At 73.4% G+C, this 26268-nt stretch carries 23 protein-coding genes and 1 pseudogene; 3 read left to right on the forward strand and 21 right to left on the reverse strand.

Translation table 11 applies throughout. The features are described 5' to 3' along the window. Nucleotides 1-46: 46 nt before the first annotated feature. The 7 genes from AB0946_RS01940 to AB0946_RS01970 form a co-directional block, all read right to left on the reverse strand. Entirely contained in the window at nt 47-400 is a 354-nt protein-coding gene (locus AB0946_RS01940; RefSeq protein WP_366758697.1) for a cytidine deaminase, read from the reverse strand. A gap of 47 nt (nt 401-447) precedes the next feature. Continuing rightward, complete coding sequence (locus AB0946_RS01945; RefSeq protein WP_366749535.1) at nt 448-807, reverse strand: MmcQ/YjbR family DNA-binding protein; 360 nt, start codon at nt 805-807, stop codon at nt 448-450. Then, nucleotides 804-2105, reverse strand: coding sequence for a hemolysin family protein (locus AB0946_RS01950; protein ID WP_366758698.1), 1302 nt, complete (start codon nt 2103-2105; stop codon nt 804-806). The genes AB0946_RS01945 and AB0946_RS01950 overlap by 4 nt, the downstream gene beginning before the upstream one ends. A gap of 7 nt (nt 2106-2112) precedes the next feature. Continuing rightward, nucleotides 2113-2610, reverse strand: a complete 498-nt coding sequence (gene ybeY / locus AB0946_RS01955; RefSeq protein WP_189882633.1) for an rRNA maturation RNase YbeY — start codon at nt 2608-2610, stop codon at nt 2113-2115. 12 nt (nt 2611-2622) lie between these two features. After that, nucleotides 2623-3705 carry a PhoH family protein gene (locus tag AB0946_RS01960; protein WP_366758699.1) on the reverse strand — a complete coding sequence of 361 codons (1083 nt, stop codon included), beginning with the start codon at nt 3703-3705 and terminating at the stop codon, nt 2623-2625. A 273-nt stretch (nt 3706-3978) separates the two neighbouring features. Then, the gene (locus AB0946_RS01965; RefSeq protein ID WP_366758700.1) at nt 3979-5136 is read right to left on the reverse strand and encodes a PfkB family carbohydrate kinase; all 1158 of its coding nucleotides are present in this window, start codon (nt 5134-5136) and stop codon (nt 3979-3981) included. A gap of 75 nt (nt 5137-5211) precedes the next feature. Further along, nucleotides 5212-6501 carry a glucarate dehydratase family protein gene (locus tag AB0946_RS01970; protein ID WP_366758701.1) on the reverse strand — a complete coding sequence of 430 codons (1290 nt, stop codon included), beginning with the start codon at nt 6499-6501 and terminating at the stop codon, nt 5212-5214. A gap of 306 nt (nt 6502-6807) precedes the next feature. Between AB0946_RS01970 and AB0946_RS01975 the strand changes: the two genes are divergently transcribed. Then, the gene (locus tag AB0946_RS01975; RefSeq protein ID WP_366758702.1) at nt 6808-8079 is read left to right on the forward strand and encodes an MFS transporter; all 1272 of its coding nucleotides are present in this window, start codon (nt 6808-6810) and stop codon (nt 8077-8079) included. Here the strand turns inward: AB0946_RS01975 and AB0946_RS01980 are convergent. The 10 genes from AB0946_RS01980 to hrcA all read right to left on the reverse strand — a co-directional run bounded on the left by AB0946_RS01980 (nt 8031) and on the right by hrcA (nt 18891). Next, complete coding sequence (locus AB0946_RS01980; protein ID WP_366758703.1) at nt 8031-9035, reverse strand: adenosine deaminase; 1005 nt, start codon at nt 9033-9035, stop codon at nt 8031-8033. The two genes, AB0946_RS01975 and AB0946_RS01980, sit on opposite strands and share 49 nt — an antisense overlap. 20 nt (nt 9036-9055) lie before the next feature. Then, on the reverse strand, nt 9056-9961 hold the full coding sequence (locus tag AB0946_RS01985; protein ID WP_366758704.1) for a ribonuclease Z: 906 nt from the start codon (nt 9959-9961) through the stop codon (nt 9056-9058). Between the two features lie 6 nt (nt 9962-9967). Continuing rightward, on the reverse strand, nt 9968-10321 hold the full coding sequence (locus AB0946_RS01990) for a histidine triad nucleotide-binding protein (protein ID WP_366758705.1): 354 nt from the start codon (nt 10319-10321) through the stop codon (nt 9968-9970). 42 nt (nt 10322-10363) lie between these two features. Then, the gene (locus AB0946_RS01995; protein ID WP_366758706.1) at nt 10364-13597 is read right to left on the reverse strand and encodes a PDZ domain-containing protein; all 3234 of its coding nucleotides are present in this window, start codon (nt 13595-13597) and stop codon (nt 10364-10366) included. 47 nt (nt 13598-13644) lie between these two features. Continuing rightward, on the reverse strand, nt 13645-14160 hold the full coding sequence (locus AB0946_RS02000) for a hypothetical protein (RefSeq protein ID WP_366758707.1): 516 nt from the start codon (nt 14158-14160) through the stop codon (nt 13645-13647). A 132-nt stretch (nt 14161-14292) separates the two neighbouring features. Continuing rightward, nucleotides 14293-14685, reverse strand: coding sequence for a VOC family protein (locus AB0946_RS02005; protein ID WP_366758708.1), 393 nt, complete (start codon nt 14683-14685; stop codon nt 14293-14295). Nucleotides 14686-14699: 14 nt separating this feature from the next. Next, the gene (locus tag AB0946_RS02010) at nt 14700-15452 is read right to left on the reverse strand and encodes a 16S rRNA (uracil(1498)-N(3))-methyltransferase (protein ID WP_366758709.1); all 753 of its coding nucleotides are present in this window, start codon (nt 15450-15452) and stop codon (nt 14700-14702) included. Further along, nucleotides 15449-16525, reverse strand: a complete 1077-nt coding sequence (locus AB0946_RS02015; RefSeq protein ID WP_366758710.1) for a nitronate monooxygenase — start codon at nt 16523-16525, stop codon at nt 15449-15451. Before AB0946_RS02015 ends, AB0946_RS02010 begins: the two co-directional genes overlap by 4 nt. 212 nt (nt 16526-16737) lie before the next feature. Then, nucleotides 16738-17874 (reverse strand): molecular chaperone DnaJ, encoded by a 1137-nt coding sequence (gene dnaJ, locus AB0946_RS02020; protein WP_030653759.1) that lies wholly within the window; start codon nt 17872-17874, stop codon nt 16738-16740. Then, nucleotides 17875-18891 carry a heat-inducible transcriptional repressor HrcA gene (hrcA, locus tag AB0946_RS02025; protein ID WP_171156466.1) on the reverse strand — a complete coding sequence of 339 codons (1017 nt, stop codon included), beginning with the start codon at nt 18889-18891 and terminating at the stop codon, nt 17875-17877. A gap of 161 nt (nt 18892-19052) precedes the next feature. Here hrcA and AB0946_RS02030 point away from each other — a divergent pair, with 161 nt between their 5' ends. Then, nucleotides 19053-19775 (forward strand): MBL fold metallo-hydrolase, encoded by a 723-nt coding sequence (locus AB0946_RS02030; protein ID WP_366758711.1) that lies wholly within the window; start codon nt 19053-19055, stop codon nt 19773-19775. Nucleotides 19776-19906: 131 nt separating this feature from the next. Then, entirely contained in the window at nt 19907-20716 is an 810-nt protein-coding gene (locus AB0946_RS02035) for a DUF3097 domain-containing protein (RefSeq protein ID WP_366758712.1), read from the forward strand. Here AB0946_RS02035 and AB0946_RS02040 read toward each other — a convergent pair. From AB0946_RS02040 to AB0946_RS02055, 4 genes and pseudogenes are all read right to left on the reverse strand, one after another. Next, a pseudogene (locus tag AB0946_RS02040) lies at nt 20694-20930 on the reverse strand (Uma2 family endonuclease); the annotation flags it as partial. The gene AB0946_RS02035 and the pseudogene AB0946_RS02040 overlap by 23 nt on opposite strands. Before the next feature lie 106 nt (nt 20931-21036). Further along, a complete protein-coding gene (gene hemW, locus AB0946_RS02045) occupies nt 21037-22269 on the reverse strand; it encodes a radical SAM family heme chaperone HemW (protein ID WP_366758713.1) in 1233 nt (410 codons plus the stop codon). 27 nt (nt 22270-22296) lie between these two features. Continuing rightward, nucleotides 22297-24117: an ATP-binding SpoIIE family protein phosphatase gene (locus tag AB0946_RS02050; protein ID WP_366759123.1), complete on the reverse strand. Its 1821-nt coding sequence runs from the start codon at nt 24115-24117 to the stop codon at nt 22297-22299. 129 nt (nt 24118-24246) lie between these two features. Then, the gene (locus AB0946_RS02055; RefSeq protein ID WP_366758714.1) at nt 24247-26121 is read right to left on the reverse strand and encodes an AMP-dependent synthetase/ligase; all 1875 of its coding nucleotides are present in this window, start codon (nt 26119-26121) and stop codon (nt 24247-24249) included. Nucleotides 26122-26268 lie beyond the last annotated feature (147 nt).

Genomic DNA, 26268 nt, shown 5'->3' on the forward strand with positions numbered 1-26268 from the left:
GAGCCGGCGCTCGCCGGCTCCCGGGCCGGGTGGGCGGGCGGACCGCTCAGCCGGCGGAGACGGTGACCCGCACGCTGCCGTCGGGTGAGGCCAGCAGCACCGGCGTCCCGGGCCCGCCCAGGTCGGCGACAGCGGCCAGGTCCTCCGCCGGCAGGGACTCCGCTTCGCTCACCACGGCCGCCGCCTCCAGCGACCGGGCCCCCGAGGCCACGGCCATGGCGACCGCCGTACGCAGCGCGCTCAGCTTCAGCGAGGCCAGCTCCACCGACCCGGCGACATAGGTGCGCCCGGTCTCGTCCCGCACGGCCGCCCCCTCCGGTACGCCGTTGCGGGCCCGCGCGGAACGGGCCAGGGTGACGATCTTGCGGTCCTCGGGATCAAGCGCGGTGCTCTCGGTCATGCCCCGAGCATACGAAGCCCCGGCGGGCCCGCCCGGCACGGGTGCGCTCACGGACGGTCGAGCCGCAGCCGCTCGGCCCGCGGCAGCCCGGCCACCACCAGGTCGTACGAGTCCTCGACCAGCTCCCGGACCAGCCGGTCCGGCAGCCCCCCGTCGACCGTCACGGTGTTCCAGTGCCGCTTGTTCATGTGCCAGCCGGGGACGATCAGCCCCTCGTGCTCACCGCGCAGCCGGACGGCGTCCTCCGGGTCGCACTTGAGGTTGACCGTCAGGGGCCGCGCGTCCAGGTGGGTCAGGGCGAACATCTTGCCCAGCACCTTGAAGACCGAGATCTCGGGGCTGAACGGGAAGTCCTCCACGGCCGCGTTGAAGGACAGGCACAGGGCGCGCAGCTCCCGGGGCGTCACTCGGCCGTCTCCTCCTCGGCGACGGGCACGGGCACGGGCTCCACCAGCACCGTGACGATCTTGTTGCGGCGGCCGGCCGCGGCTTCCGCCGTCAGCTTCAGCCGGCGCTCGTCGGGCAGCTCGACCTCGGCGGAGGCCCCGGCGATGGGGACGCGGCCGAGTGCCTTGGCGAGCAGCCCGCCGACGGTCTCCACGTCCTCGTCGTCGTACTCCTCCAGGCCGTACAGCTCGCCGAGGTCGGTGATGTCGAGGCGGGCGGTGACCCGGAAGCGGTCGTCACCGAGGTCCTCCACGGGCGGGATCTCCCGGTCGTACTCGTCGGTGATCTCGCCGACGATCTCCTCCAGGATGTCCTCGATGGTGACGATCCCGGCCGTGCCGCCGTACTCGTCGATGACGACGGCGACGTGGTTGCGTTCCTTCTGCATCTCGCGCAGCAGGTCGCCGGCGTTCTTGGTGTCGGGCACGAACATCGCCGGGCGCATCGCCGTGGACACCAGGTCGCCTTCCGCCTCCCGGCTGATGTGCGTCTTGCGGACCAGGTCCTTCAGGTACACGATCCCGACGATGTCGTCCTCGCTCTCGCCGGTGACCGGGATGCGGGAGAAGCCGGAGCGCAGGGCGAGGGTGAGGGCCTGCCGGATGGTCTTGAAGCGCTCGATGGTGACCAGGTCGGTCCGCGGGACCATGACCTCGCGCACCAGCGTGTCGCCCAGTTCGAAGACCGAGTGCACCATCCGGCGCTCGTCGTCCTCGATCAGCGACTCCTTCTCGGCGAGGTCGACCAGCGCGCGCAGCTCCGCCTCGGAGGCGAAGGGCCCGCGCCTGAAGCCCTTGCCGGGCGTGAGCGCGTTGCCGATGAGGATCAGCAGGGAGGGGACGGGGCCCATGATCCGGGCCAGCGGCAGCAGCACGTAGGCCGCCGCGGTTGCGGTGTTGACCGGGTGCTGGCGGCCGATGGTGCGCGGGGACACCCCCACGGCGACGTACGACACGAGGACCATCACCCCGATGGCGACCAGCAGGGCCTGCCAGGTGGCGGCGAACTCCTGGAGGCAGGCGTACGTCACCAGGGCCGCGGCGGCCATCTCACAGGCCACGCGGACCAGCAGGGCCACGTTCAGATAGCGGGTGGGGTCGGCGGCGACCTGGGCGAGCCGGGCGCTGCCGCGCCGGCCGGACTTCACGGCCTCCTCGGCGCGGAAGCTGGAGACGCGGGCGAGGCCCGCCTCCGCGCAGGCGGCGAGCCAGGCCACGACGACCAGCGCGATCGCGCCGATCACGATCTGCGGAGACATACGGCCCCTACGAGACGGTCGGCGCCGGGGACGGCCCGGTCAGACCGTGCTCGGCCCGCCATCCGTCCACGATGGCGGCCTGGAGCCCGAACATCTCGGCCTTCTCGTCGGGCTCCTCGTGGTCGTACCCGAGCAGGTGCAGCACCCCGTGGACGGTGAGCAGCTGGAGCTCCTCGTCCATGGAGTGCCGCGTCGGGGCCTCCGCCCCCTGCTTCGCGGCGACCTCCGGGCACAGCACGATGTCGCCGAGCAGGCCCTGCGGCGGCTCGTCGTCGTCCTTGGACGGCGGGCGCAGCTCGTCCATCGGGAACGACATGACATCGGTGGGGCCCGGCAGGTCCATCCACTGGATGTGCAGCTGCTCCATGGCGTCGGCGTCCACGACGATCACCGAGAGCTCGGAGAGCGGGTGGATGCGCATCCGCGCGAGCGCGTAGCGGGCGATGTCGAGGATCGCCTGCTCGTCTACCTCGGTGCCGGACTCGTTGTTGACGTCGATCGACATGGTCGTGCTGGTCTACTTCCCCTTGGTGCCCTTGGCGGCGCCGGACGTGCCACGGACGCCCCTGGGGGCGCCGTTCTCCGTGCCGTTCTTGCTGTCGTACTTCTCGTACGCGTCGACGATACGGCCCACCAGCTTGTGCCGTACGACATCGTGGGACGACAGCCGGGAGAAGTGGACGTCCTCGACGCCCTCCAGGATCTCCTGCACCTGCCTGAGGCCCGACTTCTGCCCGTTCGGCAGGTCGACCTGGGTGACGTCACCCGTGATCACGATCTTCGAGTCGAAGCCGAGGCGGGTGAGGAACATCTTCATCTGTTCGGGGCTCGTGTTCTGGGCCTCGTCCAGGATGATGAAGGCGTCGTTGAGCGTGCGGCCGCGCATGTAGGCGAGCGGCGCGACCTCGATCGTCCCGGCGGCCATCAGCCGCGGGATCGAGTCCGGGTCGATCATGTCGTGCAGCGCGTCGTAGAGCGGGCGCAGGTACGGGTCGATCTTCTCGTAGAGCGTGCCGGGCAGGAAGCCGAGCCGCTCGCCCGCCTCCACCGCCGGACGGGTCAGGATGATCCGGTTGACCTGCTTGGACTGCAGGGCCTGCACGGCCTTGGCCATGGCCAGGTAGGTCTTGCCGGTACCGGCGGGGCCGATGCCGAAGACGATCGTGTGCTTGTCGATCGCGTCGACGTACCGCTTCTGGTTGAGGGTCTTCGGACGGATCGTACGGCCGCGCGAGGACAGGATGTTCTGCGTCAGTACCTCGGCCGGGGTCTCCAGGCCGTCGCTCGTCCCTGCCTCGCTCGCCTTCAGCATGGCGATCGAGCGTTCCACTGCGTCCTCCGTCATCGGCTGCCCGGTGCGGAGCACCAGCATCATCTCTTCGAACACGCGCGAGATGAGGGCGACGTCGACCGGGTCGCCGACCGCGCTGATCTCATTGCCCCGGACGTGGATGTCGGCTGCCGGGAAAGCCGTCTCGATCACGCGCAGGAGGGAGTCGCCGGAACCCAGGACGGTCACCATGGGGTGCTGGGCGGGGACGGTGAACTGCGCTCTCGCCTGCTCCTGCGCGGGGGTGTGAGCTGTGGGTGTCTGTGTCATGGGCCGGCTCTTAAGGCCTGCGCTTCCTCCTCGTCACGGCCGCGTAGCTGAGGGCGGCCTCGCACTGTCCAGAGTACGACGGGGGGCTGACATCGCCGTAGGGCTTTTCATACGAGTCACACGCAGCGGGCTTCCCAGCCGCGCCTCCAGCCACGCGAGCCCACCCCGCCGGCCGCCTCACCCCCGACCGGGTCACGCCCCGTGAGGCGCCTCTCAGGGGGCCGGGCCGGGTGGGCGGGTGGGAAGGAACCGCGAACCCGGCGGAGCCCCCGGTCAGCCGGAGCGGCGGAAACCGATCGTCGGGACCGCCCGCCGCAACGGCCAGGGCCGGTCCAGTTCCTCCGGCACCAGGCCCTCGAGGAACTCGTACCGCCGGAGCGCCGCCGGCGACTGTCCCGGCAGGGACTGCACGCGCCGCCACCAGGCCCCGATCTCCGACCACCCCGGGGCCGACAGGGACCCCCCGAACTCCTGCACCGACAGCGCGGCCGTGAGCCCGGCGAAGGCCAGCCGGTCGGCCAGCGGCCACCCCGCCAGGGACCCGGTCACGAACCCGGCGACGAACACGTCCCCCGCCCCGGTCGGATCCAGCGCCTCCACCTCGATGGCCGGCACCTCCGCCGTCTCCCCGGTGCGCCGGTCCACCGCGTAGGCGCCGTCCGAGCCCAGCGTGACCACGGCCACCGGCACGTACTCGGTCAGGGCGTGCGCGGCGAGCCGCGGACAGTCGGTGCCGGTGTACCGCTTGGCCTCCTCCGCGTTGGGCAGGAAGGCCTCGCAGTGCTCCAGATCGGCCAGCCCGGCCAGGTCCCACGCGCCCGTCTCGTCCCAGCCGACGTCGGCGAAGATGCGGGTCCCCGCGCGGGCGGCCTGCGCGATCCAGGGCGCGCTGCGGCCGGGCGTGAGGGAGGCGACGGCGGCCCGCGCGCGGGGCGGCCGGACGGTGGCCTCCTCCTGGAGGAGCACGGCCTCCGCCGGCGGCTCGTGCCCGTGGGAGACCATGGTCCGCTCGCCCTCGTAGGCCATGGAGACGGTGACCGGCGAGTGCCAGCCGGGCACGGTCCGCGAGGCGGACAGGTCGATGCCCTCGCCCTGTTCCAGCGCGTCCCAGCAGTACTCGCCGTAGTGGTCGTCGCCGAAGGCCGCGGCGAGCGCGGTCCGCAGGCCGAGCCGGGCCAGGGCGGCGGCCATGTTGGCGACCCCGCCGGGGCTGGAGCCCATGCCCCGGGCCCAGGACTCGGTGCCGCGCACCGGCGCCGAGTCCAGGCCGGTGAAGATGATGTCGAGGAAGACCGTGCCGGTGAGGTAGACGTCCCAGGGCGGGTCACCGGGGGCGCGCAGCGCGGCGAGCGGGTCGACCTGGATCTGGCAGCGCGCTGCCTGGGTGAGGTGTTCCGGTTCCTCTCCGGTGAGGGTGTGCGACGGCGTCACGGTGCGCTCCCTGGCGTGGTGCGGTTCTGGCCAGTGTGCACCAGGTCACGCACCGGGAAGCCGTGCGGTGCCGGGTCACCAGCGCGGCATCGCCGGTGTCCGCCAGTCCGGTTCGGCGGTGCGCATCGCCGCCGCGTCGTCGCGGTCGCGCAGCGAGCCGTCGTCCTCGGCCCACCGCCGGTGCAGCCGGGCCAGTTCGTCCCGGTCCAGTTCGACGCCGAGGCCCGGCGCGTCGGACACCGCGACGCGGCCGGCGTCGAAGGCGATCCGTTCGGTGAGGACGTCCTCGGACTGCCAGGGGTAGTGGGAGTCGCAGGCGTGGTGGAGGTTGGGGACCGTGGCCGCCACCTGGGTCATCGCGGCGAGGCTGATGCCGAGGTGGGTGTTGGAGTGCATGGACACCCCGACCCCGAAGGCGGCGCAGATCGCCGCGAGGTGCTGGGTGTTGCGCAGTCCGCCCCAGTAGTGGTGGTCGGAGAGGACGACCTGGACGGCGTCCTTCGTGAACGCCTCCTTGATCTCGCCGAAGGTGGTGACGCACATGTTGGTGGCCAGCGGGACCTCCGTGCCGGCGGCCACCCGCGCCATGGCGGGTGTGCCGAGCGTCGGGTCCTCCAGGTACTCCAGTACGTCGCCGAGTTCCTTCGCGACCTTCAGCGAAGTCTCCACCGACCAGGCGCCGTTGGGGTCGAGCCGCAGCGGGTGTCCGGGGAAGGCGGCGGCGAGCGCGCGGACGGCGGCGATCTCCTCGTCGGGCGGGAACACCCCGCCCTTGAGCTTGAACGAGCCGAATCCGTACCGCTCCTGGAACCGGCGCGCCTGTTCCACCACACCGGCCGGGTCGAGTGCGGCGCCCCACTCGTCCGGCTCGGCGGGGACGCCCGCCGGGTGCCGGTCCCACTTGTAGAAGAGGTAGGCGCTGTACTCGACGGCGTCCCGCACCTTCCCGCCGAGCAGCGCGTGCACCGGCAGGCCGAGCGCCTTGCCCTGGGCGTCGAGGCAGGCGACCTCGAAGGCGGACAGCACGGACAGCCGGAGCTTGTCGGCGGTCTGCACCCCGCGCAGCCCGCCGGCGTCCGCCTGCCCCTCGACCCGGGAGGCGTCCACAGCGAGGTCGATCCCGAAGAGGCCGTTCACGTCCGTGACCGACCGTCCGGTGAGCCGGTCGGCCAGCGGCCGGGCCAGTTCGAGGTACTTGGTGTCGCCGTAGGTCTCGCCGAGCCCGGTGGTCCCGTCGGCGGTGACGATCTCCACGATCAGCCGGGGGGTGTACGGCTGGTGCACGCCCTGGGTGTTGAGCAACGGCGGGTCGGCGACCAGGATCGGTGTCAGCCGCACCTCGGCGATGGTCAGGTCACGGGTCACGGGGCGCTCCTACGAGGTCGGGTCCGGCGGCGAGGAGGGCCTTCGGGCCGGCGAGGCCGACGGGCGAGGGGTCGGCGAGCCTCCCTCCAGCCATCTCCCCTTATGAATCGCATCCACATATGAGAACGGAGGCTAAAGCCTCCTACCCGCGCGCACCACCCCCAAACGCCGTCGTGATCCGGATCACACCCACCGGCCTTCTTCGGGAACCACGTGCTTGATACAACTTGCTCGCGCGTTCCTGTCCGTCGACGGCCGCAGCCCCCCTTTTCCGAGCCGCACCTCGCGCCTGCCCTGGGAACGCCCGTGTCCGCCCCCCGCACCCTGCCCTGGCCCCTCGTCGCCCTGTTCGCGACCGGGTACCTCGCCCCCTACCTGCTGCCCACGACCGTCGGCAGACTCGACAGCGGACTCCCGCTCAGCGCGACCCAGGCGGGGGCCGTCGGCAGCGCCCTGCTGCTGAGTTCGGCGACCGCCGGCTTCCTGCTGGCCTCCCGGGTCGGCCGGACCGGCCCCCGCGTCCTCGCCCGCGCCGGCCTCGCGCTCGCCGCCCTCGGCTACGGCGGCGCCGCGCTCACCGGCGCCGTACCGGCCGTCGTCGCGGGCGCGGTCGTCGGCGGCCTGGGGTCCGGCACGGTGACGGCGGTGGCCGCGAGCGGCATCGCCGGCCAGCGTGACCCGCACCGGGTCACCACCCTCGGTCTGCTCGGCGTCTCCGCCCTCGCGGGCGCCCTGTACCTGACGATCCCTCAACTGGGCCCCGGCCACGGCCTTCCGCTCGCCGCCCTCGCGCTGACCGCGCTCGCCGCCTGGCCGTTCACCGGCCGCCTGCCCGGCCGTGGCGCCCCGGCCCGCCCGGCCGCCGGGTACGACCGGCTCCCCCACCCGCGCTCGGGAATGCTGCTGGCCGCCGCGATGCCCTGCTGGTCCCTCGCCCAGAACGCCCTGTGGGGCGTCAGCGGCCGGATCGGCCTCGAACAGGCACACCTCACCGAGGTCACCGTCGGCGCGGTCTTCGCGGTCGCGCTCGGCGCCGGACTCCTCGGCGTGGTGGGCGCGGGCGCGCTCGGCCCGCGACTGGGCCGGGCCCTGCCCATCGGCGCCGGGACCGCCGTCATCGCGGGGTGCGTCGCGCTCGGCGCGGCGGCCACGGACCTGCCCGCCTTCGCGGCGGGCGAGATCGCCTGGAACCTGCTCTACCCGGTCGTGCTGTCCTACGTCATCGCCCTGGCCGCGTCCCTGGACCCGCGCGGCCGCTGGACGGTCCTGGTCGGCTCGGCGTCCTCGCTGGGGACGGCGGCGGGGCCGCTGGCGGGCAGTGCGCTGGCGGCCGGGGCGGGCTTCCCGGCGATGGGACGGGTGCTCGGCGCCGGGCTGCTGCTGGTCGCCGTACCGATGACGGCGGTGGCACTGCGGACCGGCAGGCGCCCCCTGCCGGTCGCGGAAGTACCGGCCGTGGAAGTACCGGCCGTGGACATCGCGGTCGTCGAGGTCCCGGTGGAGACGGCCGCCGTACCCGCCCGGCGTGCCTACGAGACGGCGTCCCCGAACTCGTACGCGTCGACCTCGGCGAGATAGCGGGCCCTGCGCTCCTCGTCGTCCTCCAGGAAGGAGGCGAGGAAGGAGTTGCGGGCCAGGTCGCGCAGCCGGTCCCGCGACAGTCCCAGGGCCTCGTGCACGGCCGCGAAGTTGTCGCCCGCGTACCCGCCGAAGTACGCGGGGTCGTCGGAGTTGACCGTGCAGAGCAGGCCGGCGTCGAGCAGGGCGGGCAGGGGATGGTCGGCGAGGGCGTCGACCGTCCGCAGCCGGACGTTGGACAGCGGGCACAGGGTGAGCGGGATCCGCTCCCGCACCAGCCGCTCGACCAGCGCCGGGTCCTCCACGCAGCGCAGGCCGTGGTCGACGCGCTCCACCCCGAGCACGTCCAGCGCCTCGGTGATGTACTCGGGCGGCCCCTCCTCACCGGCGTGCGCGACCCGGCGCAGCCCGAGCGCGGCGGCGGCCTCGTAGACCTCCCGGAACTTCACCGGCGGGTGCCCGACCTCGGCGGAGTCCAGGCCGACCCCGGTGATCCGGTCCAGGTACGGCTTCGCGGCCTCCAGGGTGGCCAGCGCCGACTCGGCGGACTCGTCCCGCAGGAAGCACATGATCAGCCTGGTGGAGACGCCGTGGGCGGTCTCGCTGCTGCCCAGCGCCCGCCACAGCCCCTCCACGACCGTGCCCATGGCCACGCCCCGGGCCAGGTGGGCCTGCGGGTCGAAGAAGATCTCCGCGTGCCGCACGCCCTGCGCGGCGGCCCGCGCGAGGTAGGCGTTCGCCAGGTCGGCGAAGTCCTGCTCGGTGCGCAGGACGGCCATCAGCTCGTAGTAGAGGTCGAGGAAGGACTGGAGGTCCTCGAACCGGTAGGCCTCGCGGAGGGCGTCGGTGTCCGCGTACGGGAGGTTCACACCGTTGCGGGCGGCGAGCTCGAAGGCAAGCTCCGGCTCCAGGGTGCCTTCGATGTGGAGGTGCAGTTCTGCTTTCGGGAGGGGCATCAAAGCATCGTACGGGTGTTTTACCGGCGTTTCGGAACCGGCACCCGCAGCAGGTCGTAGGCCACGGTCAGCTCCCCCGCGAACCCGGCCGCCCGCGCCTGCCGCTCGAACTCCCCGGGGTCGGTGTAGCGCTGGCTGAAGTGGGTGAGCACGAGGTGGCGCACCCCGGCGTCCCGGGCCACGGCGGCGGCCTGTCCGGCCGTCAGGTGACCGTGCTCGATGGCGAGTTGGACGTCCTCGTCGAGGAAGGTGGACTCGATGACGAGCAGGTCGCAGCCCTCCGCGAGCGCGTGCACGCCGTCGCACAGCCGGGTGTCCATGACGAACGCGAACCGCTGCCCGCGCCGCACCTCGCTGACGTCCTCCAGCGTCACGTCCCCGAGCCGGCCCTCGCGCTGGAGGCGGCCCACGTCCGGTCCCCCGACGCCGTGCGCGGCGAGCCGGTCGGGCAGCATGCGGCGGCCGTCGGGTTCGATCAGCCGGTAGCCGTAGGACTCGACCGGGTGCGAGAGCCGGCGGGCCTCCAGGGTGTACGACCGGGTCACCGCGAGGATGCCGTCGGCGGCGACCGGGGCCTCGGTCACACCGACGGTCTCGCGGTAGGCGGTCGCGTAGCGCAGCCGGTCGAAGAAGCGCTGGCCCGAGCGCGGGTAGTGCGCGGTGACCTCGTGCGGCACCTGGTCGAGGTTGATCCGCTGGATGACCCCGGCGAGACCGAGGGAGTGGTCACCGTGGAAGTGCGTGACACAGATCCGGTTCAGGTCGTGGGCGGCGACCCCGGCGCGCAGCATCTGCCGCTGCGTGCCCTCGCCGGGGTCGAACAGGAGGCCCTCGCCGTCCCACCGCAACAGGTAGCCGTTGTGGTTGCGGTGCCGGGTCGGCACCTGGCTTGCGGTGCCGAGGACCACGAGTTCACGGACGGACACGGCTGCCTATCCGGGCGGCCACTGCAGGCCACGGCCGCCGAGGACGTGGGCATGGGCGTGCCAGACGGTCTGGCCGGCGCCGCTGCCGGTGTTGAAGACGAGACGGTAGCTGTCGAGCTTCTCGTCGTCGGCGACGGCCTTGGTCTCGGCGAGCACGTCGGCCGCGATCCGCGGGGCGCCTGCGGCGAGTTCGGCCGCGTTCTCGTAATGGGCCTTGGGGATCACCAGGACGTGCGTCGGGGCCTGGGGGTTTATGTCCCGGAAGGCGACGGTCGTCTCCGTCTCGCGGACGATCGTCGCCGGGATCTCGCCCGCCACGATCTTGCAGAACAGGCAGTCGCTCTGCGGCTCTCCGGCCATGGGTGTGCCTCCTGTGATCAATACCGTGGGCATCGTAGTCGGTCAGACGGGCATGTCCGGCGGTGTTTTCGCGGGCCTGCTCTCCAGCGCCTCCAGCGCCAGCCTGATCGCCTCGTCCAGTTGGGCGTCCCGGCCGGCCACCCAGTCCTGCGGGCGCTGGACGACCTCCACGTCGGGGTCCACCCCGTGGTTCTCCACGTCCCAGCCCACGCCCTCCAGCCACATCGCGTACTTCGGCTGGGTGACCAGGGTGCCGTCGAGCAGGTGGTAGCGGCTGTCGATGCCGATGACGCCGCCCCAGGTCCGGGTGCCGACGACCGGGCCGATGCCCAGGGCCTTGATCGCCGCGTTGACGATGTCGCCGTCGGAGCCGGAGAACTCGTTGGCGACGGCGACGACCGGGCCGCGCGGTGCGTCCAGCGGATAGCTGGTGGGACGCATGCCGCGCGGGAGGTCCCAGCCGATGATCCGGCGGGCCAGCTTCTCGACCACGAGCTGGGAGGTGTGGCCGCCCCGGTTCTCCCGGACGTCGACCACGAGGCCCTCGCGGGCGACCTCGACGCGCAGGTCACGGTGGATCTGCGCCCAGCCGGGGGCCTGCATGTCCGGGACGTGGAGGTAGCCCAGGCGGCCCGCGGAGGCCGCGTGGACGTGGGCGCGGCGATCGGCGACCCAGGCGTGGTAGCGCAGGGCCTCCTCGTCGGCGACGGGGACGACGACCGTGTGCCGGGGTTCGCCGCCGCCGGCCGGGGAGACGGTCAGCTCCACCGGCTGGCCTGCCGTGCCGACGAGCAGCGGGCCCGGGCCCGTCACCGGGTCGACCTGGTGGCCGGCGACCGCGATGATCGCGTCTCCGGGCCGGACCGCGACGCCGGGCGCGGCGAGCGGGGAGCGGGCCTCCGGGTCCGAGGTCTCCGACGGCAGGATGCGGTCGATGCGCCAGCTGCCGTCCTCGTACCGGGAGATGTCGGCGCCGAGCAGACCCTGCCGGGCGCGGCGGCCGGAACCGCCGCGCGGGATGACGTAGGCGTGCGAGGTGCCCAGTTCGCCGTGCACCTCCCAGAGCAGGTCGACCAGGTCGCTGTGGGTGGCGAGGCGGGCCAGGAGCGGGCGGTAGCGGGCGAGGACGCCGTCCCAGTCGGTGCCGCCGAGGTCGGGGCGCCAGAAGTGGTCGCGCATGAGGCGGCCGGTCTCGTCGTACATCTGCCGCCACTCGGCGGCCGGGTCGACGGTCTGCCGGACCCGGGCGAGGTCGACGGTGACGCTGGTGTCGCCGTCGTCGTCGGTGCCGGTACGGCGGTCGCTCGGGACGACCCGGAGCCGGCCGTCGGCCCACAGCAGGACGCGTCTGCCGTCGCCGCTGACCTCGAAGTGGTCGGCGTCGGAGGCGAGGTGCTCCAGACGGCGCTGGGCGAGGTCGTAGCGCTCCAGCTCGGTGTGCGGGTCGGGGTCCTCGGGGTGGGCGCGGGAGGCGCCGAGGACACCCTGCACGGGGTGGCGCAGCCACAGGACCCCGTCCTTGGCGGCCCGGAGCGTGGAGTAGCGGCCGGCCTCGACCGGGAAGGGGACGATGCGGTCGGCCAGGCCCTCCAGGTCGATGCGGGTGGCCGGCGTGCCCTCTCCGTCGGGGGTCTCGTCCTTGTCGGAGGTCTCGAAGGGGCGGCCGTGGCGCTGCGGGCCGAACGGCGAGGGGGTGGTGGCGGCCAGCGTGATCAGGTGCGGGCGGGCGCCGACCACGAACGCGAGGTCGAAGACGTGCTCGTCGTAGACCGGGTCGAAGGCGCGGTTGGAGAGGAACGCGAGGTGTTTGCCGTCCAGGGTGAAGGCCGGCGCGTAGTCCTGGAAGCGCAGCGGGGTCGCCTCGGTCACCGACAGGTCGGTGGTGTGGGCGACGCGCAGCTGGGACAGCGGGCGGGGGCCGGGGTGGGACCAGGCGAGCCAGGCGGAGTCCGGGGAGAAGGCGAGGCCGGACACCTCGCCGTCGGCGCTGCGGTCGACCTCGCGGACCTCGCCGGTCTCCCGTTCGACCATCAGCAGTCTGCCGTCGTGCGCGGCCACGGCGGCCCGGCTGCCGTCGGGTGCCATGGCCAGTTCCAGGACCCGGCCGAGCTGCCCGGCGGCGAGCCGGCGCGGCGGGGCGCCGGGCACGGTGCCGGTCGCGGGCGCGAACTCCAGCGCGTCGTCGCCCTCGGCGTCCGTCACCCACACCACCCACTCCTCGCCGTCGGCGCGGAAGACGCGCGGCGTCCGGGCGCGCACGCCGGGGGTGGCGGCCAGGGCGCGGGCGGGGCCGTTGCGGTGGGTGACCCAGTGGATGCCGCCGCGCACGCAGACGGCGCTGCCGCGCGCGGTGTGGTCGGGGGCCGCCTCGCCGAGCCAGCGGGAGGCGTTGACGGGGTACGGCCGCAGGTCGACGCGGGGTCCGCCGAGCCGTACGTCCAGCCGGCGCGGCTCGGCGCCCTCCAGGTCGTCCAGCAGCCAGAGTTCGCCGGCCGAGCTGTAGACGACACGGGTGCCGTCACCGGCCGCGTGCCGGGCGTAGAAGCTGTCGAGCGGTGTGTGCCGGCGCAGGTCGGAGCCGTCGGCGAGGGAGGAGTAGAGCGCTCCGGTGCCCTCGTGGTCGGAGAGGAAGGCGATGCGGTCCCCGGCCCACACCGGGCACTCGATGTTCCCGTCGAGGTCCTCGTGCAGCCGGACGAACTCGCCGGCATCCTCCCCGCCTCCGGCGGCACGGTCGATCCACAACTTGCCCGCCGTGCCGCCCCGGTAGCGCTTCCAGTGCGCGGCCTCACGGCCCATCGGCGCGGACAGCAGCACGGTGGCCGGACCGAGGGCCACGTCGCCGACCGGGCCGTACGGCAGGGCCTCGGCGGGTCCGCCGTCCAGCGGGACGGCGTGCGCCCAGGTCTGCCGGAGGCTGTGCCGGCCCTGCGCGCCGAGCGCGAGCACCCGCCCGTCCGGGGTCCAGCCGCGCACCTCGGTACGGCTGTTGCCCCAGTACGTCAGCCGCTCGGCGGGACCGCCGTCGACCGGGGCGACATGCACCTCGGGGGCGCCGTCCCGGGTGGAGGTCCAGGCCAGGTGCCGGCCGTCCGGCGATATCCGGGGCCGGGTCACCGGCACGTTGTCGGCGCTGACCCGCCAGGCCCGGCCGCCGTCGACCGGCGCGAGCCAGACGTCGTCCTCGGCGACGAAGGTCACCAAGTCCCCGTGGACATGGGGGAATCGGAGATAGGCGGTCTCTGCCGTGGTTCCCGTCGAAGCAGCCTGAGTCACCCCGTCACTCTACGCAGCGACCGGGTGCCTCCGCTCCCGGTTTCGGATCACTTGCCCGGCACGGGCCAGACGGTGCGGGTGACGGTGACGGTCACGGTCGGCCGTCCCCCGGTGGGCGGCCGGTACGTCGGCCCGGCCGGGGCGGAGCAGTTGCCGAGCCCGTCGACGCGGAACACCCGTCTGCCGCCGACCTCGGCGGTCAGGTCGCCGCGCACGCAGGCACCGTCGACGGCCTTGGTCACCAGCCCTGTGACGACGATCTTCCGCCTGTCGTCCGTCTCGCCCTGGCAGTCGACGGAGACGACGGTGGTCTCGCTCGGCGCGGGCGAGCCCCGGCGCGCGCCGTCGTCATCGCGGTAACCGCCGGTGCACGTGAGCCAGGCGACGTTCACGTGCCGGTGTTCCAGCGCGGCGGTCGCGGTCTGGTCGGTGGTGAAGGCGACGCTCGCGGACCCGAGCCCCCCACCGGGCTGACAGGCCACGACAGCCAGGCCGCCCACCACGACGAGTCCCGCCACGGCCACCGCTCGCGCCCGACCCCGTGTCCGCCTCGAAGCCCCCATACACGGCAGCGTGCCACCGGCCCCCGCCGCGCGGAAGCCCGGATACGGCCACTCACCCGTTCGGGGGCCCGGCCGTCCACGCCGGCCGTGCGCGCAGTCATCACAGGCTCGGACGGCTCGTGGCGGCGGACGTCAGCCGCGCAGCAGCAGCCACTCCTGGAGTTCGACGAGGTTGCCCTCCGGGTCCTTGACGTGGGCCACGCGCATGCGGTCGGTCATGGGGGCCGGTCCGTGCAGCAGGGTCGCCCCCCGGGCGGTGATCTGCGCGCAGTAGGCGTCGAGGTCGTCGACGCGCAGGACGACCAGGGAGCGGTGACCGGTGGCGGTGTCGCCCAGCTCGGCCGGCAGCCCGGCCGTCATCGCGCGGTCCTGGAGCGCGATCCCGGCCGAGCCGGCGTGCGGGCTGAACTTCTCGTACGGCCCCTCCACCGCGCCGGACTGCGGCTTGAGGCCGAGGACGTCGGCGTAGAAGCGGTAGCAGGCGGTGAAGTCGGTCACCAGGAGCCGGACCTGGACGAGTTCCACGGTGTCTCCCGGGGTCAGGACCAGCGGCCGGTGCGGCCCAGCAGCAGGGCCACGGCGGCGGTGCCGGCGGTGGAGGTGCGCAGGACGCTGGGGCCGAGGACACAGGCCCTCGCGCCCGCCTCCTCGAAAAGCGCCAGCTCGTCGCGGGACACACCGCCTTCGGGACCCACGACCAGCACGATCTCGCCCTCGGTGGGGAGTTCGGCGGTGGCCAGGGGCTCGCTGACGTGGTCGAAGTCGGAGTGGAGCACGGCGGCGAAGTCCGCCTCGGCGAGCAGCGCGGCGACCTGCCTGGTGGCCGCCAGGTCCGCGACCTCCGGGAAGCGCAGCCGGCGGGACTGCTTGCCGGCCTCCCGCGCGGTGGCACGCCACTTGGCGAGCGCCTTCAGCCCCCGGTCACCCTTCCACTGGGTGATGCACCGTGCGGCCTGCCAGGGCACGATCGCGTCGACGCCGGTCTCCGTCATCGTCTCCACGGCCAGCTCGCCCCGGTCGCCCTTGGGCAGGGCCTGGACGACGGTGATACGGGGGCGGGGTTCGGGCTCCACCGGGAACTCGAACGGCTCGACCACCAGGTGGTCCTTCCCCGACACGCCGACGACGACCCCGGCCGCGCCCCGGCCCCTGCCGTCGGTGAGCACCACGTTCTCGCCCGGCTGCAACCGTCGTACGGAGACCGCGTGCCGTCCCTCGGGGCCCTGGACGTCGACGACCGAGCCGGGGCCCACGCCCTCCAGGGAGTCGACGACGAACACGGGCGCGGTCATCGGGGACCACCCCCGGCCGACAACGCTGTCCGGGCCTCGGCCAGTTCGGCCGCCAGCACCTCCACCAGCCGGCCCGCGGGCAGTTCCCGGGCCATCCGGTGACCCTGCCCGGCCCACATCGCCATGCCCTGCGCGTCCTCGGCCTTGGCGGCGGCCTTGCGCAGCGGCGCGGTCAGGTGGTTGACCTCGGGGTAGGCGGCGGGGGCGTATCTGCCGTGCTCGCGCAGGAAGCGGTTGACCAGCGCGCGGGCCGGGCGGCCGGTGAAGGCGCGGGTCAGCTCCGTGCGCGGGAACAGCGGGTCGGTCAGCGCCCGCTTGTGCAGGGGGTGCGCGCCGGACTCGTGGGCGGCGACGAACGCGGTGCCCAGCTGGGCCGCGCTCGCGCCCGCCGCGAGGACGGCGGCTATCTGGCTGCCGCGCATGACGCCGCCGGCGGCGACGACCGGGATGCGCACGGCCTCGCGGACCTGCGCGAGCAGCGACAGCAGGCCGACGCCGGCGCCGTCGTTCTCGGGGAGGTCACGGTGGGTGCCCTGGTGTCCGCCGGCCTCCACGCCCTGCGCGATCACCGCGTCGGCCCCGGCCCGCTCGACCGCGCGGGCCTCCTCGGCGGTGGTGGCGGTGACCAGGGTGAAGGTGCCGACGCGGTGGAGCTTGTCGAACACCTCGCGGGGCGGCACCCCGAAGTGGAAGGAGACCACCGGCACCGGGTCGTCGAGCAGGACGGCGAGCTTGGCGTCGTAGCCGTCGTCCCGGCCGCTGTCCGGGTCGCCGAGCTCTGTCTCGTACCAGGCGGCCTCGCCGGCCAGCTGGTGCGCGTAGAGGTCGACGGCCCCGGACTCCGCGTGCTCGGGCTGCGGCATGAAGAGGTTCACGCCGAAGGGGCGGCCGGTGAGCCCGCGCAGCTGCTTGATCTCCTGGTACATGCCGTCGGCGGTCTTGTACCCGGCGGCGAGGAACCCGAGGCCGCCGGCCTCGGAGACGGCGGCGGCGAGCTGCGGGACGGAGACACCGCCCGCCATGGGGGCCTGCACGATCGGGTGGGGGAAGAGATCGGTCAGCGCGGAGGACATGACCGCATGTTGTCACGTCCTTCGGACAAGTCCGAACCCGGGCATCCACCGGCACATGCCCACGGCATACGGGGTGCCGGAGCACCCCGTCCGTCACCGCTCAGCGCCCGTTGAAGGCGTCCTTCAGCCGCGAGAACAGCCCCTGCCGACCCGGCTGACCGTGCCTGCCCGGGGGACGACCCCCGGACCCCCGGCCACTCCCGCGGCCCACGTCAGCGCCCGTTGAAGGCGTCCTTCAGCCGCGAGAACAGCCCCTGCTGACCCGGCTGGAACTGGCCCTGGGGCCGTTCCTCGCCGCGCAGCTTGGCCAGCTCGCGCAGCAGCCGCTCCTGCTCCGGGTCCAGCTTGGTCGGCGTCGTCACCTCGACGTGCACGATCAGGTCGCCCCGGCCGCCGCCGCGCAGATGCGTGACACCCCGGCCGTGCAGCGGGATCGACTGGCCGGACTGGGTGCCGGGCCGGATGTCGACCTCCTCCAGGCCGTCCAGCGTCTCCAGCGGCACCTTCGTGCCGAGGGCCGCCGCCGTCATCGGGATCGTGACCGTGCAGTGCAGGTCGTCGCCGCGCCGCTGGAACGTCGGGTGCGGCAGCTCGTGGATCTCGACGTACAGGTCGCCGGCCGGGCCGCCGCCGGGGCCGACCTCGCCCTCACCGGCGAGCTGGATGCGCGTGCCGTTGTCGACGCCGGCCGGGATCTTCACGGTCAGCGTCCGCCGCGAGCGCACCCGGCCGTCGCCGGCGCACTCCGGGCACGGCGTCGGGACGACCGTGCCGAAGCCCTGGCACTGCGGGCACGGCCGCGAGGTCATGACCTGGCCCAGGAAGGACCGGGTGACCTGGGAGACCTCACCCCGGCCGCGGCACATGTCACACGTCTGGGCGGACGTGCCGGGCGCCGCGCCCTCGCCGTTGCAGGTGTTGCAGACGACGGCCGTGTCGACCTGGATGTCCTTGGTGGTCCCGAAGGCCGCCTCGTCCAGCTCGACCTCGATCCGGATCATCGCGTCCTGGCCGCGCCGGGTGCGCGAGCGCGGCCCGCGCTGCGACGCCGTGCCGAAGAACGCGTCCATGATGTCGGAGAAGTTGCCGAAGCCGCCGGCCCCGAAGCCGCCCGCGCCCGCGCCGCCCGACTGGGAGAGCGGGTCGCCGCCGAGGTCGTAGACCTGCTTCTTCTGCGGGTCCGACAGCACCTCGTAAGCGGCGTTGATCTCCTTGAACCGCTCCTGGGTCTTCGGGTCCGGGTTGACGTCCGGGTGCAGCTCGCGCGCGAGCCGACGGAACGCCTTCTTGATCTCATCCTGCGACGCGTCGCGGCGCACGCCGAGAACGGCGTAGTAGTCCGTGGCCACTTACGACTCCGCCAGGATCTGTCCGACGTACCGTGCCACTGCGCGTACCGCTCCCATCGTTCCCGGGTAGTCCATGCGGGTCGGTCCGACCACGCCGAGCTTGGCAACCGCCTCGCCGCCCGAACCGTAGCCGACCGACACGACGGAGGTGGAGTTGAGTCCCTCATGGGCGTTCTCGTGCCCGATACGCACGGTCACGCCCGGATCCTTCGCCTCGCCGAGGAGCTTGAGGAGCACGACCTGCTCCTCCAGGGCCTCCAGGACGGGCCGGATCGTGAGGGGGAAGTCATGACCGAAGCGGGTCAGATTGGCGGTGCCGCCGATCATCAACCGCTCCTCGTTCTCCTCCACGAGTGTCTCCAGAAGAGTGGAGAGCACCGTGGAGACCGTACCGCGGTCCTCCGGCTCGAAGGCGTCCGGGAGGTCCTCGACCAGCTTCGGCACGTCCGTGAACCGGCGGCCGGCGACCCGGCTGTTGAGCCGCGCCCGCAGGTCGGCCAGCGAGGCCTCGCCGAACGGCGCCGGGCAGTCGACCATCCGCTGCTCGACCCGGCCGGTGTCCGTGATCAGCACGAGCATCACGCGCGCGGGAGCCAGCGAGAGCAGCTCCACGTGCCGGACGGTGGACCGGGTCAGGGACGGGTACTGCACGACGGCGACCTGCCGGGTGAGCTGCGCGAGCAGCCGCACGGTCCGCGCCACGACGTCGTCGAGGTCGACGGCGCCCTCCAGGAAGTTCTGGATCGCCCGCCGCTCGGGCGCGGTCATCGGCTTGACGCCCGCGAGCTTGTCCACGAACAGCCGGTAGCCCTTGTCGGTGGGGATCCGCCCCGCGCTGGTGTGCGGCTGGGCGATGTACCCCTCGTCCTCCAGGGCCGCCATGTCGTTGCGGACGGTCGCCGGGGACACGCCGAGGTTGTGCCGCTCGGTGAGCGCCTTGGAACCGACCGGCTCCTCGGTGCCCACGTAGTCCTGGACGATGGCGCGCAGTACCTGAAGCCTGCGTTCACTCAGCATTCGCGCGCACCTCCAGCACGTCGTCCCCTCGTCCGCCCGGGTCGTCCGCCTGGCACTCCACCCATGCGAGTGCCAGCGTTCCCCGGCCAGTGTACGGCTGCCGGGTACACCCTGGGCAAGGTCGGGCCGCCGTACCGGCTCGTACCGCTAGCGTCGCGGGTATGACCGTGACTTGGGAAGAGCTGGGGTGGGAGCGGCTGGCCGCGGGGGTGGGCCGGTGCCGGCTGCCGGGCTGGGACTGCACGGCGGGGCTGGTCCTGGGGGAGGGTACGACCCTGCTCGTGGACGCCGGTTCGAGCCTCGCGGAGGGGGTCCGGCTGCGCGGGCAGGCCGAGGCGCTGGCGGGCGGCCGTGTGACCCATCTCGCGCTCACCCATCCCCACTTCGACCACGTCTTCGGCGCCGCCGCCCTCGCCGGGGCGGAGGTGTACGGAGCGGTGGGGCTGGACGCGGTGTTCGCGTACGAGCGCGCGGACCTGCGGCTGGACGCGATCCGCAACGGGCTGCCGGTGGCCGACGCCGACGAGGCGGTGGACGCGCTGGTGCCGCCCCGCCACGCGGTCTCCGGCGAGTGGACGCTGGACCTCGGCGGCGGTCGCCAGGCGCTGCTGGCCAACCTGGGCCCCGGCCACACGGCGCACGACCTGGCCGTGCTGGTCCCGGGCGATCCGGAGGTGGTGTTCTGCGGCGACCTGGTGGAGGAGTCCGGCGAACCGCAGGCGGGCCCCGACGCGGTCCCGTCCCGCTGGCCGGACGCGCTGGACCGGCTGCTGGCGCTCGGCGGCGAGGACGCGCTGTACGTGCCCGGTCACGGAGCGGTGGTGGACGCGGGGTTCGTCCGCCGTCAACGCGACGCCCTGGCAACGCGGTTCGGCGTGATCTGAGCGGCTCTTCCCGGCCGGCCCCGGCGTGTCGTACGCCTCACCGCACGGCTTCTCCTATCGTCATCCGAATGCGCCCACCCGTCTCCCGCCACCGCCCTTCCCACGAGGGCCCTTCGGGCCCGCGCCCTCGTGTGTACTCTTCCGACCTGACCCCACCCTGGAAGAAGCAGAAGCCCGCCCCCGAGGTCCCGGCGGAGCCGGGTCTGGTGGTGGAGGAGCCCGGCACCGGGTTCTGCGGCGCGGTGATCCGCTGCGAGGCGGGCACGGTGACCCTGGAGGACCGCTTCGGCAAGCACCGGGTGTTCCCGCTGGAGCCGCGCGGCTTCCTGCTGGAGGGCCGCGTGGTGACGCTCGTCCGCCCCGCCTCCTCGGCGCCGGTGCGTCCCGCCCGTACGGCGTCCGGCTCGGTCGCCGTCCCCCAGGCACGCGCGCGCGTGGCCCGCGCCGGGCGCATCTACGTGGAGGGCCGGCACGACGCCGAGCTGGTCGAGAAGGTGTGGGGGGACGACCTGCGGATCGAGGGCGTGGTCGTGGAGTACCTGGAGGGCGTGGACGACCTCCCGGCGATCGTGGAGTCCTTCGCCCCGGGCCCCGACGCCCGCCTGGGCGTCCTGGTGGACCACCTGCTGCCGGGCACGAAGGAGTGGCGGATCGCCCAGTCGGTGACCAGCGAACACGCGCTGGTCGTCGGCCACCCGTTCATCGACATCTGGCAGGCGGTGAAGCCGGCGTCGCTGGGCATCCCGGCATGGCCGGCGGTGCCGAAGGGGCAGGACTGGAAGACGGGCGTGTGCCGGGCGCTGGGCTGGCCGGCGGAGAACACCGGGGCGGTGTGGCAGGCGATCCTGAAGCGGGTGGGCTCCTACAAGGACCTGGAGCCGGAGCTGCTGGGGCGCGTGGAGGAGCTGATCGACTTCGTCACGGGTAGCGGTGGGGCCTGACGTCGGGGAACGTTCCGAACTCGGTCGTGTCCAGTTCGACCCCGAGAACCTCCAGGGACACCGGATCGCCGAACTTGACGATCTCCTGGCTGAGGTAGTCGGCGTCCTCCCCCTGGCCCGCCGGCTTCGTCAGCAGAACGCAGTGGGCCATGATCGGATCGACGACGAGGTAGGCAGGGATCTTCCCCGCCGCGTAGATCGAGCGCTTGACCACGCCAGCGGCCGTGGCCTCCACATCCGCCGCGTCCCATCGGCGGCAGCCTACGAACCAGGTTAGGGACCGAACCGGCGTTCCGGGGGGATTCACCCCGCCGGGGTGATCAGTCCACCAGGTCCCGCACCACCGCGTCCGCCAGCAGCCGCCCGCGCAGGGTCAGCGCGGCCCGCCCCTCCTCGTACGGACCCTCCTGGAGAAGCCCGTCCGCCAGCGCGCGCCGGGAGGCCGCAAGGCCCTCCTCCTTCAGCAGGGACAGCGGGACCCCTTCCCGCAGCCGCAGCTCCAGCAGGACGCGCTCCACGCGCCGGTCCTCGTCGGACAGCAGCTCCCGGCCCGCGCCCGGCGACCTCCCCGACGCCAGCGCCGCCGCGTACGCGCCCGGGTGCTTGACGTTCCACCAGCGGACCCCGCCCACGTGCGAGTGGGCACCGGGCCCCGCGCCCCACCAGTCGGCGCCGCGCCAGTACAGCTCGTTGTGCAGGCAGCGGCCCGCCTCGGAGGTGGCCCAGTTGGAGACCTCGTACCAGTCGAAGCCCGCCGCGCTCAGCATCTCCTCGGCGATCAGGTACCGGTCGGCGTGGACGTCGTCGTCGGTCATCGGGATCTCGCCCCGGCGGATGCGGCGGGCGAGCTGGGTGCCCTCCTCCACGATGAGCGCGTAGGCGCTGATGTGGTCGGGTCCGGCGCCCAGGGCAGCCTTGAGGGACGCCCGCCAGTCGTCGTCGCTCTCCCCCGGCGTGCCGTAGATCAGGTCGAGGTTGACGTGCTCGAAGCCCGCCGCCCGCGCCTCCGCGACGCAGCGCTCGGGGCGTCCGGGGGTGTGGGTGCGGTCCAGGATCCTCAGCACGTGCTGCTTGGCGCTCTGCATGCCGAAGGAGATCCGGTTGAAGCCGCCCTCGCGGAGGGTGGCGAGGTACGCGGGGTCGACGGACTCCGGGTTCGCCTCCGTGGTGATCTCCGCGTCCGGTGCCAGCCCGAACTCGTCCCGGATCGCCCCCAGCATCCGTACGAGGTCGTCGGCGGCCAGCAGTGTCGGCGTGCCGCCGCCGACGAACACCGTGCGGACCTCGCGCGGGTCGTCGCCCAGCACCTTCCGGGCCAGCCGGACCTCCTCGGTCAGCGTGTCCGCGTAGTTGTCGCGGGAGGCCAGCACCCCGCCCGTGCCGCGCAGCTCGGTCGCGGTGTAGGTGTTGAAGTCGCAGTAGCCGCAGCGGGTCGCGCAGTACGGGACGTGCAGGTAGAAACCGAGCGGGCGGGTGGCGGCCCCGGCGAGCGCGTGCGCGGGCAGCGCGCCGTCGGTGGGGACGGGCTCGCCGTCGGGGAGTGCGGAAGGCATGCCTTCCATTGTCCAGCACCGTGGGCCTTACTCCGCCTGGAGCACCAGCAGGGCCAGGTCGTCCTCGGGCAGGCCGCCGCCAAAGTCGTGGACCAGGCGGCGGATCCTTTCAGCGATCAGCTCGGCGCCGAGCCCGGCGCAGCCGGACAGGGCGCGGGCGAGGCCGTCGCCGTCGTCGAACTGGCGGGTGCCGGAGCGCCGCTCGGTCACGCCGTCGGTGACGCAGAGCAGGCTGTCGCCGGGGCGCAGGTCGAGGGTCTCGCTGGTGTAGGTCTCGTCCTCGACCACGCCGAGCAGGGTCTGCGGGCGGGCGGCGGTGCGCACGGTGCCGTCGGGGCTGAGGACGAGCGGCAGCGGGTGGCCGGCGGAGGCGAGGGTGCAGCGGACCCCGCCGTCGTACGGCGTCAGCTCGCCGTAGAGGAGGGAGAGGAAGCGGGTCTGCGGGCCCTCCCCGGTGGCCAGCGGCCGGCCGCCGACGGCGACCAGGGCGCGGGCGGCGGCGTCGGCGGCCTCGGTGGCGTCGTCCAGGAGGAGCTGGTTGAGGCGGTCCAGGACGTCGGCGACCCGGTAGCCCTCGCGGGCCAGCAGGCGCAGCCAGGGGCGGGCGAGACCGATCACCACGGCGGCCTCCGGGCCCTTGCCCTGGACGTCGCCGACGGCGAAGCACCAGCGGCCGTCGCCCGCCGGGAACAGGTCGTAGAAGTCGCCGCTGGGGCCGCCCTTGTCGCAGGGCTCGTAGACGAGCGCGCTGCGCACGCCGGGGATCTCGGCGACGGCGCCGGGCAGCAGGCCGCGCTGGAGGACGGCGCTGATGGTGGCCTGGCGGGCGTACTGGCGGGCCGCGCCGATGGCCAGGGCCACCCTGCGGCCGAGGTCCTCCACCAGCCCGGTGATCTCGTCCGGGAAGCCCGTCAGCCCGCACCGGCCGATGACCAGCGTGCCGAGCGGCCGGCCGCCCGCGACGAGCCGGTACGACAGCGCCGTCCCGTCGGCGCCCTGCGGGCCGAGCGCGTGGCCGGGCCAGGGGTAGGGCTCGGGGCCGGAGCGCAGCCCGCCCGGCGGGCACGGCGGCTCCTTCTCCAGGGCGCACCGCAGCTCCTCGATCCGGGCCTCGCTGGCGTGCCAGACCCGGGCGGGTCCGCCGCCGGCGCCGCCCCGGACGGTCGCCTCGTCCTCCAGCCAGACCGCGCACCAGTCGGCGAGCCGGGGCACGATCAGCTGTCCGGTGAGCGCGGTGACCAGATTCTCGTCCAGCTGTCCGGCGAGCAGGTCGGAGGCCTCGGCGAGGAAGGACAGGGCGCCCCGGCCGAGCCAGTCCCGGTCGCCCTCGGCGCGGTGCGGCTGCGGGGCGAGGTCCTCGGCGACCTCCAGGGCGGGCTCGGGGCCGGGTCCGTCCAGGGCCTCGCTGCCACCCGGGGGCAGCCGCGCCCAGACGGTCTTGGCGCCGGTGCGGTAGGTGACGCCCCACGACTCGGCGAGCGTGGCGACGAGCCGCAGGCCACGCCCGTACTCGGGGGTGTCGTACGGCCCCTCGCCGCTCGTGGCGTCCCGTGGGGCGCGGGACGGGTGCTGGTCGCGCACCTCGACCACGAGCGCGCCGGTGTCCTCCAGCCGCCACTCGACCTGCACCTCGGTGCCGGCGTGCACGACGGCGTTGGTGACCAGCTCGCTGACGACGGCCATGGCGTCGTCGGCGAGCCGCGCGCAGACCCCGGGCATCTGGTCCAGCGCGGCCCGCACGAGCGCGCGGGCCGAGCCCGGGGCGAGGGGACTGCCGGGCAGCGTGGCCCGGCCCCGCGTCTCACCGGGCTGCGTGCCGCTCTCCCGCTGCGTGGGTATGGCCGCCATATCCATGCGGCCAGGGTGACAGACGGGGGGCGGCTATAAGCGGTGAGTTACCGAAGTGACCAGAAGAGGGAACGTTTCGGGCGCGGGTGAGCAGGAACAGGGGCGCAGGACCCGTCGGCAGGGACCGCGCTACGCCTCCTTCGTCCCCGCGTACATCTCCTCGATGAGGTGCTTGTACTCCCGCTCCACCACCGGCCGCTTCAGCTTCAGGCTCGGCGTGATCTCCCCGTGCTCCACGTCGAGGTCCCGCGGCAGCAGCCGGAACTTCTTGATGGTCTGCCAGCGCTGGAGGCCGGCGTTGAGCTCCCGGACGTACCCGTCGACCATCTCCACCGTCTGCGGCGCGGCGACGATCTCGGCGTACGGCCTGCCCTCCAGCCCGTTCTCCTTCGCCCACTCCTGGATCGCGATCTCGTCCAGGGCGATGAGGGCGGTGCAGTAGTTCCGGTCGGCTCCGTGCACGAGGATGTTGGAGACGTACGGGCACACCGCCTTGAACTGCCCCTCGACCTCCGCCGGGGCCACGTACTTGCCGCCGGACGTCTTGATGAGGTCCTTCTTGCGGTCGGTGATGCGCAGGTAGCCGTCGGGCGACAGCTCACCGATGTCCCCGGTGTGGAACCAGCCGTCGGACTCCAGCACCTCGGCGGTCTTCTCGGGCAGCTTGTGGTAGCCCTCCATGACGCCGGGGCCGCGCAGCAGGATCTCGCCGTCGTCGGCGATACGGACCTCGGTGCCGGGCAGCGGCTTGCCGACCGTGCCGGTGCGGTAGGCCTCGCCGGGGTTGACGAAGGAGGCCGCGGAGGTCTCGGTGAGGCCGTAGCCCTCCAGGATGTGGATGCCGGCGCCGGCGAAGAAGTAGCCGATCTCCGGGGAGAGCGCGGAGGCCCCGGAGACGCAGGCCCGCAGCCGGCCGCCGAAGGCCTCGCGGAGCTTGCCGTAGACGAGGGTGTCGGCGACCTTGTGCTTGGCGGCGAGCCCGAACGGCACGGAGGCGGTGCCGGTGCGCCGGAAGTTGTCCTGGCTGGCCTTGGCGTACTCGCGGGCGACCTCGGCGGCCCACTGGAAGATCCGGTACTTGGCCGCGCCGCCCTCGCGGGCCTTGGCCGCGACACCGTTGTAGACCTTCTCGAAGATCCGCGGCACCGCCGCCATGTACGTCGGCCGCACCACCGGAAGGTTCTCGATGATCTTGTCGACCCGCCCGTCCACGGCGGTGACGTGCCCGACCTCGATCTGTCCGGAGGTGAGCACCTTGCCGAAGACGTGCGCGAGCGGCAGCCACAGGTACTGCACGTCGTCCATGGTCACCAGGCCGGTCGCGGCGATGGCCTTCGCCATGTAGGCCCAGTTGTCGTGCGGCAGCCGCACGCCCTTGGGGCGGCCGGTGGTGCCGGAGGTGTAGATGAGGGTCGCGAGCTGGTCCTTGGTGATCGCGCCGACCCGCTCCTTGATCAGCTGCGGGTGCTGTTCCAGGTAGGCGGCACCGCGCCGCTCCAGCTCGGCGAGGGTGATCACCCACTCGTCCGTCTCCACGCCGGCCGGGTCGATGACGACGACCTTCGTCAGGTCCGGCAGCTCGGCGCGCTTCTCGACGGCCTTGGCGAGCTGGGCGGCGTCCTCGGCGATCAGCACCCGGCTCTGCGAGTCGGAGAGGATGAACGCGGACTCGTCGGCGTTGGTCTGCGGGTAGACGGTGGTGGTGGCACCGCCGGCGCACATGATGCCGAGGTCGGCGAGGATCCACTCGACGCGGGTGGAGGAGGCGAGCGCCACCCGCTGCTCGGGCTCCACGCCCAGGTCGATGAGCCCGGCCGCGATCGCGTACACCCGGTCGGCCGCCTGCGCCCAGCTGAGCGACTTCCAGTCGTCGGGGCCCTGCCCGGCGGACGGCGGGACGGGGTAGCGGTAGGCCTCGGCGTCGGGTGTCGCCGCCACGCGCTCCAGGAAGAGGGCCGCCACGGACGGCGGACGGTTCTCGATCAGGGTCTGTGTGTCGCTCACGACATCCTCCGGGGCCCGCGACGGTGCGGCTGACTCGGTGCGGCTGGGTTAACTCACTGTGGGGGTTCGGTCTGTTGTTTAACTCACGAGTAACTATCGAGCAGGGATCAGGGTAAGGGGCGACCGCCCGCTGCGTAAGGGGCCTCG

This window comes from Streptomyces sp. NPDC046870 (assembly GCF_040704595.1).
In the GTDB taxonomy this organism is placed as follows: domain Bacteria; phylum Actinomycetota; class Actinomycetes; order Streptomycetales; family Streptomycetaceae; genus Streptomyces; species Streptomyces argyrophylli.